The organism is Flexivirga oryzae, assembly GCF_014190805.1.
Classification (GTDB): domain Bacteria; phylum Actinomycetota; class Actinomycetes; order Actinomycetales; family Dermatophilaceae; genus Flexivirga; species Flexivirga oryzae.
This window is the reverse complement of the sequence record NZ_JACHVQ010000001.1, coordinates 1462301-1478408: the sequence shown is the minus strand read 5'-3', so window position 1 is coordinate 1478408 and position 16108 is coordinate 1462301. Positions and strand designations below refer to the sequence as shown.

The 16108-nt window shown below is 68.6% G+C and carries 9 protein-coding genes; 1 reads left to right on the top strand and 8 read right to left on the bottom strand.

The window, feature by feature from the left end:
* Positions 1-7: 7 nt before the first annotated feature.
* Both FHU39_RS06790 and FHU39_RS06785 read right to left on the bottom strand, forming a co-directional pair.
* The gene (locus tag FHU39_RS06790; RefSeq protein WP_183319644.1) at positions 8-838 is read right to left on the bottom strand and encodes a glycosyltransferase family 2 protein; all 831 of its coding nucleotides are present in this window, start codon (positions 836-838) and stop codon (positions 8-10) included.
* Positions 831-5285 carry an alpha-(1->3)-arabinofuranosyltransferase domain-containing protein gene (locus tag FHU39_RS06785; protein ID WP_183319643.1) on the bottom strand — a complete coding sequence of 1485 codons (4455 nt, stop codon included), beginning with the start codon at positions 5283-5285 and terminating at the stop codon, positions 831-833. Before FHU39_RS06785 ends, FHU39_RS06790 begins: the two co-directional genes overlap by 8 nt.
* A 32-nt stretch (positions 5286-5317) precedes the next feature.
* On the opposite strand from FHU39_RS06785, the gene FHU39_RS06780 reads away from it, so the two are divergent.
* Positions 5318-6571 carry an oligosaccharide flippase family protein gene (locus FHU39_RS06780; RefSeq protein ID WP_183319642.1) on the top strand — a complete coding sequence of 418 codons (1254 nt, stop codon included), beginning with the start codon at positions 5318-5320 and terminating at the stop codon, positions 6569-6571.
* On the opposite strand, the gene FHU39_RS06775 is transcribed toward FHU39_RS06780, so the two are convergent.
* From FHU39_RS06775 to FHU39_RS06750, 6 genes are all read right to left on the bottom strand, one after another.
* A complete protein-coding gene (locus FHU39_RS06775; protein WP_183319641.1) occupies positions 6536-7378 on the bottom strand; it encodes a class I SAM-dependent methyltransferase in 843 nt (280 codons plus the stop codon). The genes FHU39_RS06780 and FHU39_RS06775 overlap by 36 nt on opposite strands.
* A 33-nt stretch (positions 7379-7411) precedes the next feature.
* Positions 7412-8707 (bottom strand): ArgE/DapE family deacylase, encoded by a 1296-nt coding sequence (locus FHU39_RS06770; RefSeq protein ID WP_343065762.1) that lies wholly within the window; start codon positions 8705-8707, stop codon positions 7412-7414.
* Positions 8708-8771: 64 nt separating this feature from the next.
* Positions 8772-10244: a hypothetical protein gene (locus tag FHU39_RS06765; RefSeq protein WP_183319640.1), complete on the bottom strand. Its 1473-nt coding sequence runs from the start codon at positions 10242-10244 to the stop codon at positions 8772-8774.
* A gap of 9 nt (positions 10245-10253) precedes the next feature.
* Positions 10254-12203 carry an acyltransferase family protein gene (locus tag FHU39_RS24930; protein ID WP_343065761.1) on the bottom strand — a complete coding sequence of 650 codons (1950 nt, stop codon included), beginning with the start codon at positions 12201-12203 and terminating at the stop codon, positions 10254-10256.
* Positions 12200-14155, bottom strand: a complete 1956-nt coding sequence (locus FHU39_RS06755) for an acyltransferase family protein (RefSeq protein WP_183319638.1) — start codon at positions 14153-14155, stop codon at positions 12200-12202. The genes FHU39_RS24930 and FHU39_RS06755 overlap by 4 nt, the downstream gene beginning before the upstream one ends.
* The gene (locus FHU39_RS06750) at positions 14152-16098 is read right to left on the bottom strand and encodes an acyltransferase family protein (protein ID WP_183319637.1); all 1947 of its coding nucleotides are present in this window, start codon (positions 16096-16098) and stop codon (positions 14152-14154) included. The genes FHU39_RS06755 and FHU39_RS06750 overlap by 4 nt, the downstream gene beginning before the upstream one ends.
* Positions 16099-16108: the final 10 nt, after the last annotated feature.

Genomic DNA, 16108 nt, shown 5'->3' with positions numbered 1-16108 from the left:
CTCCTGCTCACGACACGCCCCGCGCCCGGTCGCGCCGGCCGCGGCGGGCTCCTGCGGTGTAGCCGACGACCTCCAGGCTGCGCAGCGCGACCATGCCGGCGGCGTGCAGCGGATCGCGTGCGAGCAGACGCCAGTTGACGGCATACGACTTCAGCACGGCCTTGCCCTGGGCGCCGACGGCACCGTCGTGCTGCCCGGCGAAGGCCGGGATGCTGCGGCCGTAGTAGTAGCGCTTGAGCATGACGTCCTTGACGGTCAGCCGTCCCTCGTCGTGGTCGACGATGATCGGTGCGAGCTCGATGCCGTGCCCCTCGGCGCGCATCCGCAGCCGCAGGTCGGCGTCCTCCGGCCCGGACATCCCCAGGTGGAACCCGCCCTCGGTGACCAGGTAGTCGCGCCGGACCAGCCGCGGGTTGTGCAGCCACGGCTGGTTCAGGTAGCACTCCCGTTCCAACGCCCGGCAGGCCGTCCAGAAACCGTCGCCGATCGTGCGCTCGGGCAGCGCGACGCCGGTCGCCCCGGTGGACAGCGCGGTCGCGACCGCCTGCTCGACGCTGGTCGGCGGCAGGATCATGTCGCTGTCCAGCCACAGCACCCACTCACCACGTGCCCGCTCGATGCCGAGGTTGCGTTGCGCGGACCGCTCGGGCCCGCCCGTCACTGCACTGTCGGCCAATTCCGTTGCCACATCGATGGTTCCGTCGTTGCTGCTGTTGTCGACGACGATGAGCTCGATGGCGGGATAGGTCTGGTCGCGCACCGACTGCAGGCAGGGGCGGATGGTGCGCGCGTTGTTGCGCGTCGGCACGACGACCGACACCAGGGGTTGTTCACTCATCGGCCACGTCCTCGTCCGTCGATCCGGTGTCCCGCAGTGCGCCCACGAGACCGATCACCAGTCCCGCGCCGGCCAGCCAGTGCGGCCACATGCTCTGTGCGACGCCGTCCGCGCTCAGGGTGCCGCGGGCGTCGCCGAGCACGAGCAGGTAGACACCCATCGAGAGCAGCAGCAGGGCCGCTCCGGCGACCTGCAGCCATCTGGCGGGGACCGAGCGCCGCCGGCGCAGCACCGCCACGACGACGGCGCCCGCGACCAGCCCGGCCCAGCCGACGAAGAACGCCGCCACCAGGACCAGCCCGACCTCCAGGACAGGACGTGGCAGCGCCCTCGCCGCGCTGGGCGAGGTCAGCCGTCGCGGCCCGCGGGCGCGTTCGGTCCGCGGACGCCGGTCCCAGGTGTCGGACAGGCCCAGGCCGCGACCCGCCGCACGATCGGTGTCCACCTCGTCGGCGGCGCCGCTGTCCCGATGCCCCGCCATGCTCATCGCGCGCTCCACCGCGCCGTCCACCGGCCCGAGTTCGGCGAGCCGGCGGTAGAAGACGTCCAGGTCCTCGTCGTCGAGGTCCTCCTCGCCGTCCGGGTCCTCCGGGCCGTTCTTCGCCGGGCGCAGCTTGCGGAACACCGCCAGCACCACCAGCGCGACCGCGAGCAGCAGCACGGCGAGGCTCACCGCGAGTGCCACGTCGGCGCGGCGCTGCGGGGCGTAGCTGATCTGGATCGTGTACTTCCCGGCCTTCGGCAGCAGCCATCCGGTCGAGTAACCGTCGATCAGCTGCGGTGCACCGAGGTCGGTGCCGTTCGCGGTCGCGTGCCAGCCGCCGGCCAGGCTCTGCCCGAGGACCACGGCGGTCGGCCCGTTCGTGGTGACCCGCAACGTCTTGTGCGTGCTCGCATCGCGGGTGACCTGGGTGACCGGTGCGACCGCGGGCGACGCCGCGGCGTCGTGCTGCACGTCGGTCAGGTGCAGGTTGTCCAGGACGAACCCGGGGGCCGGCTCGATCCGGTGCGTCCCCTTGCCGAGGTGCAACGAGCCGCACAGGGCCCACGTGCTGCCCTGGTCGGAGGTGCTGCTCAACTGCTGCGCCACGGGTCGCATCCGCAGCGGGTCGCCGTCGACGGTGGCGACCGTCGTGCACCGCGGGTCGTCCGCGCCCGCCGTGTCGACGGGTCCGAGCTTCAACTGCTTGACCCGCAGGCCGGTGTCGATGGAGGTGAACCGCGGCGGCACGCCGTTCTCGCTGCCGGTGATCGAGTCGATCGTCATCCGGATCGTCTTGCCCCGCAACGGCTTTCCGTGCCGCTTGGGTATGACGATCCGGGTCGTGCCGGACTGCTTCAGAACGGCCGAGGCGACCTCGTGGCCGTCGACGGTGATGGTGACGCGCTTCGCGTAGGAGTTCCGCGGGTTCGAGGTGTCGCCGTCGGCAGGTTGCTGGGCGACCTTGACGGTCCGGATGGCCCGCTGCGGGCCGGTCAACTGCCACCAGGCACCCGCCAGCTTGCCGCCGGGCTGCCAGGCCGTGGACGACTTGCCGTCCGCGGCGAGTGACGCACGGGTCGAGGCCAACCGGAAGTAGAAGTCCGACGAGGTCGCCCGGATCTTCGTCGACAGGCCGGCGGCCCGGTCGTACACCGGCTCGAACGAACCCTCCACCCGGACCGCAGCCGTCCCGTCGAAGGTCCGGGAGTCGGGCAGGCTGACGATCCGGCGCAGCTGCGTCTCGGAGTCGTCATACACGTCGGCGGTGCCCTGCTCGCGGGTCAGCAGCACGTCCAGCGGCGTGCTGTCGAACCTCGCCCGCTCGCTGCTGCTGAGCCCCTGGTAGAGGGTGTCGAAGGTGAGCGGGGTGCGCGCGGTGCGGACCGCGACCGGGCCGACGCCCTGGATGTCGGTGATGCCGACCAGGTTGTAGCCCGTGCCGCGGGTGGAGTCGATGGTGACCGTGACCTGCTGGGCGGACACGTCACCCATCGGGAAGTCCGCGTAGCCGGTGGACGGCAGGGTGCGTGTCACGGACCTGCCGCCGGCCCGCACGGTGACCTTGTCGATCTTCACCTTCCCGACCTGCGCCTGCGCGATCCGGATGGTGCCGAGCCGCTGCGCCTTCGGCTCGGTGATGGTGAGCCTGTTGCCCGGTGCCCGGTCGAAGTCGCCGAACAGCCAGGAGGTGGTGGGGTCGCCGTCGACGGCGTTCTCGGGCACGGCGTACGGCTGGTCGAAAAAGGCGCCGCCCTCGGAGGTCGCCGTGACCCTCGCGCCGCTGCGCTCCAGCACCGTCTGGTCGTCGGGATCGGTGCCCAGCGTGCGGGTCAGGCCGAGCGGTTGGTTCGCGGCCAGCAGCGGGCCCTGGTTGTTCGAGAGCCGGTTGGTGATCGCGTCCCGCCGGGCGTTGGTATCGGTCAGCACGAGGGCGTGCTCGCGGCCGAGGCTGCCGGCCAGCCCGCTGCTGGTCAGGTCCTGGGCGTAGCGGAAGCTCGGTGTGCCGGCGAGCAGACCGGCGCTCACCATGGCCGGGACGGAGAAGCCGTCGCCGGCGACGACCAGGGAGTTCTTCGTCGATTCGACCCGGACGGTGGAGTTCGGGTCCTTCACCGCGTACTGCTGCAGCGGCGGCAGCTGGTTCTCGGCGGCGTCGCTGCCGCCGGTGGCGACATACTCGCCGGGCAGGCCGTAGTTGGCGACGCCGAACAGGCCCTTGTCGGCGGCGGCGATCGACGAGACCGCGCCGGGCTGCACCCCGCCCGCGTCCTGCCAGTCGGTGTCGTGCCGCATCAGCACGGTGTCGGCGCCCAGGTACCGGGCGTAGGTGGAGACCATCCCGTCCGGGACGACGCCGTTCTCCAGCGTCGAGTCGAGCGACGCCAGGAAGTTGCCACCCGGGGCGGACGCGTTGGGGCTGGTCTCGGGGAGGATCACCTGCCGGTCGAACAGCGAGTTGGCCACGTCGTCCGGCCGGTCGACGGTCCAGCGGTATGCCGCGCGCGTCTGCCCGGGCAGGAAGAGCACTGCGGCGTCCGGGTTGCCCTTGTCGACCGCGCTCGCGGCCTGCTTCCAGTAACCGGGGATGTCCATCGGCGAGGTGTAGAGCCGGTTGGTCAGCGCGGGCAGCGTCCAGGACATCAGCAGCACCGCGACCGAGACCGCTGCGATCGGTGCCAGGCCGTCCCGGCGCATGATCCGCGGTCCGAGCCGGGCCGCGGCGACGCCGAGGGCGAGCGCGAACCCGAGCGCCAGCAGTGCGCCGACCTTGTTGGTGGTGCGGAACGCCGCCATACCGGGCAGTTCCACGAAACCGCGGTAGACGATGCCGAACGGTGATGCCGGATGTCCCGCAGCGGGGAAGATCCCGACCATCAGCACGGCGGCGATGGCAACCGTTCCCACGACGATCACCCGGGCGGCTCCGTGCAGCCAGCGCAGGGCGAGCAACGCCAGCGCCGGCCACAGGATGGTCAGCACCATGACGACCGTGCTGGTCAGGTAGACCGCGTCCTGCGGCACCCAGGCACCGTGGTTGTCCTGGCCGTACAGCGACCAGAGACCCATCCCGCGCAGCACCTCCGGGAAGGAGGACACCTTGGCGATGCCGGTGAGGGACTCGGACTCGTCGACGATCTGGCTGCCGGTCGCCACCGCACCGAAACCCGGGACCAGCCAGTAGATCGACACGCCGACCACGAACACCGCGCATCTGCCGAGTGCGGCGAGCACGACCGGCCACCGCAGCCGCCAGACCTGCACGGCGACCCAGACCACCGGCAGCAGGGCGAGCAGCTGGAAGATCGGCACGATCGCGACGTTCATCCCGCTCATCGCGAAGAACTCCAGCCCGAACACGGCCGGCCAGAGCCAGCCGCGGGGCGAGAACCATCGTCGGCCCGGGGTCCACAGCGCGTTGATGAACGCCAGCAGCGACCAGGGCAGCAGCGCCATCGGCAACGCGATGGCGAGCGTGCTGCCGGCCTGGATGGTGTAGGGGTTGGCCAGCACCAGCACACCCGCGGCCAGACCCGCGTACCGTCCTGCGCGCGGGACCAGCCGGCGGGTCAGCCGTGCGGTGCCCCACGCGGTCGCCAGCCACAGCGCGAAGTGCAGCACCTTGAAGGTCCACTCGGGCGACAGGCCGAGGCCGCGCAACGCCCCGGTCACCAGGAGCACCGGCACCAGCCCGACGTTGAAGTTGGGTGAGCCGAGGTACGGCGTGCTGGTCCACGCCGACAGGTACTGCCCGATCATCCGCCCGGGCGCCAGGTAGACCTCGGGTTTGATGTCGGTGTAGAAGTGCCCCAGCCCGTTGAGCCCCACGATCAGTGCGAGCAGCAGCGTCAGTCCGGCAACGGCCAGCCGATAGCCGGTCATCAGTCGGCGCACGTCAGTCGGCTCCCAGCGGTCGAGTTCGGCTTTCGTCGCCGTCGGCGCGGCGTCCTTCGTGGTTACGGGCACCCAAATATAACTCGCGAGTAACCTCTGTGGTCGTGACAGTCCGTAGCGCTCTGCGCTCGCCCTCGTCGGGCACCGCCCTCGGTGCCCTGCTCGGCGTCTCCATGGGTATGGCGAACGCGCTCGGCTATGTCGTGGTGATGCTGCTGTCGCGGCCGCTCGGCCCCGGCGAGTTCGGCGGCTACACGGCGCTGTCCACGTACGGCGTGCTGCTCGCCATACCGGCCGGTGTCTTCCAGGTGGTCGTCGCACGCCGGTTGTCAGGGACGGACTCGGAAGAGCCGACCAGCGCCCTGCGGCCGGCGATCTTCACCGGTCTCGCAGGTGCATCGTTCACGGCGGTGATCTCGCCCGCTCTGGCCAGGGTGTTCCACCTGCCCTCGTTCGTCACCGCCATCCTGCTCGGCGGGATGCTCGTGCCAATGATGCTCACCGGCTGTTTCCAGGGCATTTTGCTGGGCCGCGGCAGGTTGCACGCACTCTCCGTGCTCTATCTGGTCAACGCGACGACCCGGGTCGTCGCGGCGGCCGTCAGCGCGCTGATCGGTGCGGACGTGACCGGTGTGTTCGCCCTGATGCTGCTCGCCGGTGCTGTGACCGCCGGTATCGGAGCGTGGCTGTGCCGCACGGACCTGCGCGTGCTGCCGCGGTCCGCACGCATGGCCCGCGAGCTGGTCCGGTCGAACAGCACCCTCGCGGCATACATCGCACTCACCAACGTCGACATGCTGTTGGCACGGCACTTCCTCACCGCGCACGAGTCGGGTGGCTATGCACTGGCGTCGACCTTCGCGCGCGCCATCTGCTGGGGCACGCAGTTCGTCGCGCTGATCATCGTGCCGCGGATGCAGGGGCGCCGGCCGACCCGAACCCTCCTCCAGGCGAGTGGAGTCGTCGCCGCGATCGGCGCCGTCGGCTTCGGCATCGTCGCCATCTCACCGCGCACCTGGATCACCCTTGCAGGCGGCGCCGATTACGCACCGTTCAGCCGGCTGGCGCTGCTGTGCGTGATCCTCGGTATTGCGTGGGCGCTGGCCCAGGTGTGGTTGTTCTCGGAAATGGGCAGCAACACCGGCTGGCTGGGTCGGTTGACCTGGGCCGTCATCGCTGTCGAGGTCATCGCGATCTCCGCCCACTGGCACCGCTCCGCAACGCAACTGGTCGGAGTCTGCATGGTGGGCGCGCTCGTGATCGTGGGCGCCGGCCTGTGCCGGGTGCTGGTGCGCCACCAGGCGGCGACGCTGGCGGAGGACTCAGTGATCGTCGCCGCCGACACTCCTCGCACGTGAGACGGTGAGGCGCACCAGTCCCTGCTTGACTGGAGCCGGGAGCCGCGTTCCGAACTTCCACGCGGCCTTGTTGATCTTGTCCTGCAGCACCGTTTGATAGCGGCGCAATCCTTCGTCAGTGCGGCTCAGGGACCGCCCCCTGGCATCGCTGCGACGAAATACGAGCGCGTGCATGCCGTTCGCCCACCGCAGGTCGTCAGCCCCCGTCACGTCCCAGGTACGCACGACCTTCCAGCCCGGATGGCGGCGCAGGAAGAGTCGGTGAGCGCGCTGCACGACCTTCCAACTCGCATCGTCGACCAGTACCAAGGCTTCGTCGGCAAGCAACGGTTCCACGACAGCGAGCGCCAAATAGTGTGCGAGCAGCGTGTGGTCCCCGTCGTAGAAGTAGACGCCGATCGGCCGGTCGATCACGCCGGGCTGCGCCATGAGGGTGAACGCGTCTCCTTCGAGCAGGTGCACATCGGCGTCGCCAGCGAGCCGTTCCAGGTTGTCCTGGAGCTCGGCGCGGGCGTCCTGGCCCGTCATACCGAACTCCAGGAAGTTCTCGATCGCGTAGAACCTCGTGCGCTCGTTGCCCTGGACCGCGGCCACGAGCGACCGGCCCTTGAAGGTGCCGACCTCCAGGTAGGCCTCGTCGTCCGGGAGCGCCGCGGCTGCGGCGTTGAGCACCGCGAGCTCATTGGTCCCGGTGAAGCCTTCGACTTCTTCGGCCAGCCGCTGCCACAGCGGATCTATCGGGTCGGTCGACTGCGGGTCGCCCGGGAACGCCGCGGCGACGGCGTCGAACACGCGAGAAGTCTGCATGGGGGCAGAGACTAGCGCCGCGCCCTCCTGGGGTTACTCACCGGTCACTTCCGTGCTGCTTGCGCGCACGGCCAGCAGCGCGCACACCCGGGCGCAGGCCAGTACGTCCGCCAGTTCGACCGATTCATCCACCGCATGAGCCTGCTCCACGCGTCCCGGACCGTACTGCAGGGTCGGCACACCGGCCCCGGCATACAGCCGCAGGTCGGAACCGTATGGCGCCCCGACCACGTCCGGGACGCTGCCACGGACGGTCGACACCGCGTCGCGGACCTCCTGCAGCAGCGGATGGCCCTGTGGCAGGCTGCCCGCCGCGAACCGGCCACCCGGCCAGCTGATTCGCACCGGGTGCTCGCGCAGCCACGGATCTCGTTGCGACTCGGCACACACGGCCTGCTCGAACGCCCGTTGCGCGTCCTCGACCCGCTCCCCTGGGCGCACACCGTACCGGCCCTCGGCGATCAGCAGGTCGGGGACGGTGCTGGCCCAATCACCGGCGTGCACGATGCCGATGGACAGCGGCCAGGGAAGCTGTAGATGCGCGAATTCCGCTGGTACGCCTGCGTTTCGCTCCGCTTCGAGGCGCCGCAGTGCGGTCTGCAGCACGTCCAGTTTGTCGATCGCGCTGACACCTTGCCATCGTTGCGAGCCGTGGGTCGCCAGCCCGGGCACCTCGATCCGGAAGGTCAACGAGCCGGCGTTGGTCGGTATGACGGCGGCCGCGGTCGGCTCGGTGATGACGCAGGCGTCCGCGCGATGGCCCCGCTGCAGGGTGGCGAACGCGCCCAGCCCGCCGTCCTCCTCACCGCTGACGCAGTGGACGGCGATCGACCGGCTGCGGTGGACACCGGCCCGGCGCAGTGCGTCGACCGCGCCGATCATCGCGGCCACCCCGGCCTTCATGTCGCACACGCCGCGCCCGTAGCCGACGCCGTCCTGGATCCGCAGCACGAACGGGTCGCTGGTCCAGGCGTCGATGTTGCCCGGTGGGACGACGTCGGTGTGACCGCCGAACGCGAGAGCGGGACGGTCGGCGTCGTTGCTGCCGTCCGACGCCGGCAGCACGCCGACGACGCCCAGTGCCGCCGCCCGCTCCACCTCCGCCCCCGGGAATCCCACGGCAGCGGTCAACGCGGGCACATCGATGTCCCATTCGTCGACGTCGAACCCGAGCACGCGGAGACGCTGCGCACACCACCGCTGCGCCGCCACCTCACCCGATGATCCGCCGGCCGACGGGATGGCGACCAGTGCCGCGAGGTCGGCCAGGATCGCCTCGTCATCCACCAGATCCAGCACGCGTTGCTCGTCGGCAGTCAACCCGTTCACCCGCGAAGGATCTCACTCCAGCGACCATCCGGACGCGGGAATGCCGACTCCCGGATTGCCATTGTCAGCCGGCCGCGGGCAGTTTCACCACCGGGACGCCGTCGTCACCGACCGTGACCTGGACGGCGTCTGCCGGCGCGTTGCGGATACGGCGATACTCGTCGTCCTCCGGATGCCCCCAGGCCACGTCGAAATAGGGGGTGTACCCGTGCGCGGCGAGGAATGCCACGACGGCCGGGGCATAGCTGGCCCAGCCTTGCGCGCCGACGCCGCGGATCACAACCGCACCGGACCGAACCCCGTCCGCGCGCAGTTCCTGTCGGACGGCCCCGGGCACCGGCTGCGCTCTGGTTGTCGAGCGAAGTTCGCCCCGTGTGAAGCTGAGTGCCATCGGCGCGCCCGGTCCGATGCACAGGGCGATGGTGAGCCCGACTGCTGCCCAACCGGCTGGTGGTACTGCGCTCAGGCGCTGCCGCATCGGCCACCGGTCCCGCCGGGCCGCAGCCGCGAACAGCACCGCACCGAACGCCATGAAGAGATAGCCGAGTCGTCGTGTCCCGCCGGCTGCGAGCGCCGCCAACACACCCGTCGCGAGGCAGCCACTCACCGAGCGTGCGGCCGATCGCGCGGTCAGAGACTGCGGGGCGATCCGACGCGCTGCCCAGCAACAGGCCACGACAAGGAGGGCGGCAGCGACCAGGTGCAGCGGCCCAGCCAGTTCCCTGGTGGTGAGCGCCCACAGTTGCGAAGCGTTGTTCGGTGTCACCTCGAAGAGTTCCACGACCGCGGGGAGCCAGCAGGCGACACCGACCGCCACTGCGCGCGCACCTGGCCGGCGCCACACTCGCGGCCGGTCGACGGCACCCCAGCCCGGCAGCGGCCAGATGGCCGATCGTCGCTCGTGCCAGCGCAGCAGCCCGACCACTGCCAGGACGATCAGCAGCGGCAGCACTACGGGCAGCAGCGCCAGATTGGCCTGCAGGACGAGACTCGCGACAGCGACGAACCACGGCAGGGCGGACAGTTTATCGAGCAGCAGTTGCCAGGCCAGCACCAGCAACGTCACCGTACCGAGCACCGCGGGCCAGGGGTTCCACGGCAACACCAGGGACGGCCCGAGCATGATCTCCGATCCCACCACCGCCAGCACAACGACAACAACACCGTTGCTGCGGCCGGCCGCCCACCCGTGCTCGACGGCGAGCCAGATGAGTGCCACCGCGAGCAGAAAGCATCCGAGGATCAGACCCACCGGGTGGAAGCCGGTGACGGCATACGGCACGGCAAGCAGGTAGAACTCGATCGGGCCGGGGTGGTGTGCCCAGACGCCCGTCCACTGCAGGTCACTGGTCGATCGCATCCCCTGCAGCGGCGGATGTGCGCTGAATACGTCCTGGGTCTTCAGCGCGATCCAGGCCTCGTCGCCCTGCGGAATCCATCCGTGCAGCACCCAGCTCAGTGCCCAGGCGAGCAGCGGCAGCGCCAGGACTACGACGAGGACGACTCGCCACCGATCGCCCTGGAGCCGCCATGTCACAGGCACACCTTAGGGTGCCGTGCCCCGCGACGCTTCCGAGCGGGCGATGGGTGCCAACCAGGTCCAGATCATCCCGGCGGCCTGTGGGGTGAAGTGCAACGTGTCGTGGTAGAGGGTGACGCCATTGAGCGTTGGTGTGAAGCCGTGTCCACACAGGCGGGTGTGCAGATCCGCGATCCGGACGCCGGGATGCGCCGCAGCCCACTGCACCAGGACGCTGTTCGTCCAATCGATCGTCTTGTCGTTGCTGCCCTGCGCGGCGAAGAATCGCAGCGAAGGGTCGAGCTGCGCTGGATCGATTTGGCGGCACGGCAGATTCACCAGCGTGATCGTGGAGACCCGTGCCGTACGTGCACGGCCCCTGATCCCGTCCAGGGTCTCGTCAATCAGCTCACGCATCGCCGGGGTTCCTGCCCTGACCACCCGACCGGCCACCATGTGGTCGGTGAGGAACTGAGCGCCGGCGAGCACGATCATCGAACTGTCGTGCGCGTCACGCATTTGCGACGGCCAGTCGCGACGCCAGGACGCGCACTGCTTCTCCGGTGCGCCGACAGAGCCGTCGTGCCAGGTCGGGGCGTCGATCAGATCGCACCCGATGAGCGTCTGGTCGGTCAGCCTCAGGTCCCGGTACGCGCCCTGGTTCCAGCCGGCCATCAGGGACGAGCCGACCGAGTCGCCGAGCACGCCGACCCGGTGCACGGTCGCGGTTGGTCGGTATGCCGACTGACCGGAGACGAGGTCGGGAGTCGATGCCGAGGCCCCGGCACTCCCCTGCCACATCATGATCCCGCCGAGCAGCGAGGCGATCAGTGCGGTGGCCGGGACGGCGCGTCGTGTGCGCCGTCGACGCCACACTCCGCGAAGCCCGTACTGCATGATCGGGAGTTCGAGGTACCGGAACGACACTGTCGCCACGGCGAGTGCCAACAACAGCTGGAGGGTGCCGGCCACCCAGCGTGGTAGACCCGGCATCGGCAGCCAGAGATGAATGGGCCAGTGGTAGAGGTAGAGTCCATAGGAGATTCGGCCCAGGTAGACCAGCGGTCCCCAGGAAAACAGCCGGTTGATCAGCAGGTCGCGTTGGTCGATCGCCGCGAAACCCATCAGTGCCGCAGCCACGGCGAACAGGAGCATACCTCCGCCGTTGTAGACGCAGGCGCTCGTCGGACTCAGCACGAACAGCGCCGCCAAGGATGTGCCGAAACCGATCCAGGCCAGCAGATGGGTGGTGCCCCGCGAGAGGGCGATGGGCTCTCTGCCGCGGTGGTCGACAGCGAGCAGCAGTCCCGCCGCGACGCCGACCAGAAGCGCCTGCGCCCGTATGTCGGTCGCGTAGTAGAACCGCGCCTGGTCGACAATCCCCCGATAGTGCAGGTGTGCCGACCAGAGCGCCGACAACACCGCCAAGCCGAACGCGCACGTGGCGCGCGCCGGCCGCGAGCGCAGCAACCAGCAGACCACCAGCAGAAGAAGTGGAGCCACCAGGTAGAACTGCTCCTCGACGGACAGCGTCCACGCATGCCGCAATGGGCTCGGGTGACCGAACATCGTGAAGTACGCGTCGTCCCGCCCGATCAGCCGCCAGTTGAGGTAGAAGCCCAGCGTCGCGACCGCGTCACCCCCGAATTGCTTGCGATAGGCCGGGTCGGCGAAGAGCGCGGTGTGCACGAGGACAGCGCCGACGAGCACGATCATTGCGGGCACGATCCGGCGTACCCGGCGACGGTAGAAATTGATCAGACTGATCCGGCCATCGCGACCGAACTCCTTGACGAGGAGTCGGGTGATGAGGAACCCAGAGAAAACGAAGAAGTGGTTGATGCCCACCCAACCGCCGACGAGCGCGGTCACTCCGACGTGGTACAGCATGACCAGGACAACGAACAGTCCGCGGTAGCCGTCGATCGCGTCGTATCGACGCCTACTGACTCTGCCGACGGATGCAGGCCGGGTCACCGGCCTTTGCCCAACTCTGCGATGAGGAAGGCCCACACGCTCGGGGTGAACTGCGGAGAGAAGTGCACACCGTCACCGAAGATCGGTGTGCCGGGGATCGATCGGGGAACACCCGTCGGGCACACGGCCTTGTGGAGGTCGGCAATTGGCACCCGTTCGTCGTTCGCCCATCGGCGCAGGAAGGTGTTCTCGTGCGATGCGGATTCCAGTTCCTTCAGCACGATCGGGTCGTTCTGGCGGACCGCGTCGACCAGTTGGCCGAGGCCGGTCGCCTTGTCGCTGCGGCAGGTCTGCGTGACTATGGCGACGTCCGTTCCGACTGCCTTGGCAGCCCGGGTGATCGTGTCGAGCTTGCTGCGAATCGCCTTCTCGTACTTCGGATCTCCCCACCAAAGAGCCTTGCCGTCGAATTCGTGTCGGAATCCCAGCAAGGCACCTGGAATGATGATCAAGAGGTTGGCATGCGCAGCGGCGATGTGTCCCGGAATGTCCTGCTTGAACTTCTTGCACGACCCGATGTTGGGCTCAGCGCCGTTCCGCGGGTCGATCCACGGCTGGTCGAGGAGATCGCACCCAGGAACAGCGACCGAGGCTGCTCTCACGCCGGGGAAGTCCCCCTTCGGAAAGTTCTGCACCAGCAAATAGGGCACCGAATCGCCATACAACGCAATGGTGTACGGCTTGGCCGGCCGGTGGAACGGAGGCTGCCCGGGGACGAGCCGGACCACCTTGCCGGTGGTGCCGGGCGCGCCGACCCCGGTCGCGGCCGGGGCACCGACGCCGACGCCGATCGCCCCGAAGAACAGAGCAGCTGCGGTGCCCGCGGCGATCGTGCGCGCCCGGAGGGGGGTGCCGACCACGGCGCGCCAGCCGAGGTCGTGGATGGGCCGCTCGACACGCTGGTAGGAGATCGTGGCGACGCCGATGGTGAGGACGAACCCGACCACCACGCGTACCCAGGTGGGCTCGTCCGGCATCAACTGGCCCAGCCACAGCCCGATCGGCCAGTGCCACAGGTACACGCCGTAGGAGATCCGCCCAAGCGCGGCAAGTGGCGGAACCGCCAGCACCCGTTGCAGCGGCCCGGCCCGCTCGTCCGAGACAGCCCAGACCCACGCCACCGCGACGAGGGACAGCACGAACATCCCACCGTCCGCCATCAGCGGGGTCTGCGGCACCGCCAGGACGAAGCTGGCCACGGTGAGCGCGAACGCTGCCCAGCCCACCGCCTGAACGTGCTTGACCGGCAACGGGCTCGGCCGTTCTACGGCGCCGAACCGGGCGGCCAGCACCCCGAGCGCGGCACCCATCAGCAGGGATTGTGCTCTGGTGTCGGTGCCGTAGTAAAGGTGCGACCGGGCGACGTCGCTGCCGACGCCGACGACGGCCATCCACCCCGCCGACACCAGCGCCAATCCGGCCAGGGTGGCAATCAGCGCACGCCGCGTCCGCAACACTGCCATCAGCAGCAGGATCAGGGCCGGGATCACCAGGTAGAACTGTTCCTCGACCGACAGCGACCAGGCGTGCTGCAGCACCGACGGCTCGGAGAACTGCACGAAGTACTGGTTGCTCTGCGCGATCAGCCGCCAGTTCATGAAGTAACCCATGGTGGCCAGCACGTCCCACCGCAACGGGCCCCGGACCTGGTCCGACGCGAATAGGAAGCCGTAGATCACCACTGTGGCGAGCAGCAGCGCGAGGGCTGGAAAGAGCCGGCGAGCGCGCCGGGCGTAGAACGCGACGAAGCTGATCCGCCCGGTCCTGGCCCGCTCCTGCACGAGCAGGCGCACTATGAGGAATCCGGACAGCACGAAGAACACGTTGAGGGTCAGCCAGGCACCCTGGAGCTGAGTGAACCCGAAATGGAAACACAACAGGAATATCACCAGGACGCCGCGGATCCCGTCGAGCGCCGCCAGCCGCCGAGTCACCAGAGAGCCGCCTCTCATGACCTCGCCTTCGGCGTGCCCGGCACCCACCGCGCGATCTGAGGCATCAACCACTTCCAGAAGGCAGCAGCACCCGCCTTCGTGTAGTGCACGCCGTCCTGACGCAGTTGCACACCGTTCACCTTCTTGGTGAATGTGCCCGACGGGCAGACAAGTTCACCGGGGTCAACGAGATGGATGGTCCTCGGGTGCTTGGCCGCGAATGCCACGAGAATTCCATTGACCGCAGCCGCTCGCTTCGGATCATTGCGCTCGGGTGCCATGTCGACGCCGTTGACCATGTACTTCGGTTGACCAAGACACGGCACCGTCGGGATGACCAGCGGCCCATGTCTGCCGGCCTTGTTCATCGCCGTCAGACCCTCTTGCAATCGGGACTGGAGGTACCTGGCGTACGCGGCGCTGCCAACCTTCAGCGTCTTGCCGTCGATGTAGTGGTCGTAGACCTCCCACGGGCCAAGCGTCCACACGACCACCTTCGGGTGCGTGCCGGAGACACCCTCCGCCCAGTGCTGGAAGATGTCGGAGCAGTCGCTCTGCACGGGCTGCCGCTTGCCCTGCACCACCAGGCTCTGCTCGGCCGTGCCACAACCGAAGTCGACTGCTGCGGTCGCATTCACGTCCGGGAAGGTGGACCGCGGAAAGTAGTAGCCGAGTGCGAACCCCACGGAGTCCCCGACGATCAGCACCCGGTAGGAGCCCGATCCTCCGGACAGCGAGATCCCCTGTCCGGCTCGGGCGGTCGGCGCCAGACGCATACCGTTCACCGACACGAGGATGGTCGTCGCGGTGGCTATCACTGCAACAATCGGAACGGCTGCTGCGATCCGTTTCCCCAGCCGCCGTAGCGCACCCTTACGGATCGGGTCCTCCACGAAGTAGTAGGACGCACTCGCGATGGCGAAAGTGAGTGCGAAACGCACGATCTGCAGCGGTATGCCGGACAGGTGCGTCCGGTCCGGGGTCAGCAGGACGAACAACGGGTAGTGCCACAGGTAGAGCCCGTAGGACAGCATCCCGATCCACGCGAGAGGATGCCAGGAGAAGACCGCCGCTATCGAACTGGACCGGACGAGTTCGACGCTGGCGACGAGCAGCGCGAACATCGTGTCGAAGACCAAGTAGCCGCCGTAGAACACCCACCCGCTGGCCGGGATGAAGAAGAACCAGTAGAAGGTCAGCCCGGCCACGATCCAGCCGACGCCGACGACAGCTCGTCTGTTGCGCCGTGCCCAGGCCGACAGCCGGCGCGGGTCGATCATCGACATTACGATTGCGAGCGCTGCGCCCACGAGGATGTCCTGCATCCGGGTGTCGGTGCCGTAGTAGACCCGAGACGGGTCGCCGCCGGGCACGTAAACCTTGGCCATGGTGATCGCGGACGCACCGGCGAGCGCGACGATGACGCCCAGCGTTTTACCCCTGTTGCGCCGACCGAACCACCGGAAGAGCACGATCATCAGGATCGGGAAGAGCAGGTAGTACTGCTCCTCGATGCCAAGTGTCCAGGCGTGTTTGAACGGTGACTGGGCAACGGTCCCGAACTGTTCGAAATACGACTGGCCGGTCAGCACCATTCGCCAGTTCGCGACGTAGAACAGCGCCGCCAGGCCGTCACCCTTGATCGTGCCCGGCGTTTCGTCGCCCAGAATGCGCGGCCAGACTACCGACACGACGACGAGCATGATCAGCAACGCCGGAAGCAGGCGTCGCGCCCGCCGCATGTAGAAGCCGACCAGATCGATCGAGCCCCACTTGTCGAGCTCCTTCAGCAGCAACCCGGTAATGAGGTAACCCGAGACGATGAAGAAGACATTGACCGACCAGTAGCCGCCTGTCACCCACTCGTAAGGGACGTGGAACAGCATGATCGTCAGCACAGACACGGCACGCATGCCATCCAGCGCCGGGCGGTAGCCACCGCCGGTGGGTCGAGGGCTCATCAAGTCTTCG

What these genes read in the sequence shown, in the direction of transcription:
- FHU39_RS06790 (WP_183319644.1), bottom strand. Translation starts at nt 838, where the DNA reads ATGAGTGAACAACCCCTGGTGTCGGTCGTCGTGCCGACGCGCAACAAC.
- FHU39_RS06775 (WP_183319641.1), bottom strand. Translation starts at nt 7,378, where the DNA reads ATGCAGACTTCTCGCGTGTTCGACGCCGTCGCCGCGGCGTTCCCGGGC.
- FHU39_RS06755 (WP_183319638.1), bottom strand. Translation starts at nt 14,155, where the DNA reads ATGAGAGGCGGCTCTCTGGTGACTCGGCGGCTGGCGGCGCTCGACGGG.
- FHU39_RS06750 (WP_183319637.1), bottom strand. Translation starts at nt 16,098, where the DNA reads ATGAGCCCTCGACCCACCGGCGGTGGCTACCGCCCGGCGCTGGATGGC.